Origin of the sequence: Roseateles agri (genome assembly GCF_034043675.1) — a bacterium.
In the GTDB taxonomy this organism is placed as follows: Bacteria; Pseudomonadota; Gammaproteobacteria; order Burkholderiales; family Burkholderiaceae_C; genus KK5.
This window is the reverse complement of sequence record NZ_JAXCLA010000020.1, coordinates 1-1,900: the sequence shown is the minus strand read 5'-3', so window position 1 is coordinate 1,900 and position 1,900 is coordinate 1. Positions and strand designations below refer to the sequence as shown.

Annotated in this window: 1 protein-coding gene; it reads right to left on the bottom strand. The window is 70.3% G+C overall.

Going from position 1 to position 1,900, the window contains the following annotated elements; genetic code table 11:
* A partial coding sequence (locus SNE35_RS32000) for a response regulator (protein WP_320427127.1) occupies nt 1-1,900 on the bottom strand: 1,900 nt, incomplete at both ends.

Sequence of the window (1,900 nt, the reverse complement as noted above, 5' to 3'; positions counted from 1 at the left end):
GCCTCGATGACGACGCCATTCTCGGCAGCGGCGTCCCTGGCGGTCTCCAGCGCGGCATCGAAGTCGAAGGAGCGCACATCCTGCTCGATGCTGGCAAAGGCCGTCGCCCCGAAGACCTGCGTCAGCGCCGCGCGATGCTCATCGAGGTACTCCTCGGCCTGCGCATCCGAGTCCGCCAGCAGATGCGCGAACTTCTGGGCGTGACGAGCCACCAGCGCCGCATCCAGCGCCGGTGTGGCCGGCGCCGCGGTTGACTCGCTCGGCTCGCCATCCTTCGCCCAGACCGCCCGCAAGGCGTCGATGACGGTGGACAGTTCGGCTTCGAACTCCGCCATCGCCGCCGGCACATCCCCACCGAAGCGCAGCCGCTCCTCCAGGGTGGCTGCTGCCAGGTGCAGCGCCATCAGCCCGATATTCCCCGCCACCCCCCGCACCGTGTGCGCCCCACGCTCCGCCTCCTCCTGCCGCCCGCCCGCGATCGCATCCCGGATGCGCTCCACCGCATCCGCCTGGCCATCGACGAACTGATGCAGCAGCCGCAGGTACAAGGTGCGATTGCCCCCCACCCGCACCAGGCCCGCCGCCGTGTCCAGCCCCGGTACCACCGGCAGATCCTGCGGCGCCTTGGGCGACGCCATCGGCACGGGCACCGGCGTCGAGTTGATACCCAGCGAGACCTCCAGCGGCCGGGGCTTCACCCAGCGCAGCAGCGACTTGAACATCGCCGGCGGATCCAGCGGCTTGGTGATGTGATCCACCATCCCCGCCGCCAGACAGCGATCCCGCTCCTCCACCATCGCATGCGCCGTCATCGCGATGATCGGCAAGTCCTTGGCGCGGGCGTCCGCCCGGATCAACCCGGTCGCTTCCAGCCCGCCCATGACAGGCATCTGCAAGTCCATCAGCACCGCATCGAACGCGTGTTCCCCCGAGAGCGCCATGTCGACCGCCTCCCGCCCGTTGCTGGCCACCTGCACCGTCGCACCTGCACCTTCCAGCAACTCGATGGCAATCTGCTGGTTGATCTCGTTGTCCTCCGCCAGCAGCAGCCGCACGCCGCGCAGCAGGTCCGTCGCCACCTCCTGCGGCTGCACCGCGCGGGCTGACGGCGCCGCGCTGGGCACCAGCGCCGTCATCAGCGCATCTACCAGCGCCGAGGCTCCCACCGGCTTGACCACGAAGGCCTCGATGCCCACCGCCTCGGCCTGCGCGCGCACCTCGTCGCGTCCATAGGCCGTGGCCATGACCACCCGCATGGCCGCATCCAAACGACGCGCACGCCGGGCCGTCTCGATCCCGTCCATGCCCGGCATCTGCCAGTCCACCACCATCAGGCCATAGGGCTCGCCGCCCTGCGACCGGGATACCGCCGCCAGGGCGTCCTCGCCGCTGGCGGCCGTGTCCACCACAAAGCCCATGTCGGTGAGCTGCGCGTCCATCAGCTCGCGCGCGGCGTCGTTGTCGTCCACCACCAGCGCCCGCATGCCGCGCATCGGGCCCAGCAGCGAGACATCCTGGCCGCCCGTGTCCTCGCCCACGCCCAGGCTCACCGTGAACCAGAACAGGCTGCCCACGCCGGGCGTGGACTCGGCGTGGATCTCGCCGCCCATCAGCTCCACCAGGCGCTTGCTGATCGTCAGGCCCAGGCCCGTGCCGCCGTACTTGCGCGTGGTCGAGCCGTCGGCCTGGGTGAAGGCCTGGAACAGCCGTGCGGCCTGCTCCGGCGTCATGCCGATGCCCGAGTCGCGCACGTCCACGCGCAATTGCACCTGCTCGCCCCCAGGCTCGCCCGCACGCTTGAGCAGGCGCACCGAGATCACCACCTGGCCGCGCTCGGTGAACTTGACCGAGTTGCTGACCAGGTTGGTGATGATCTGGCCGATGCGCAGCGAGTCGCCGA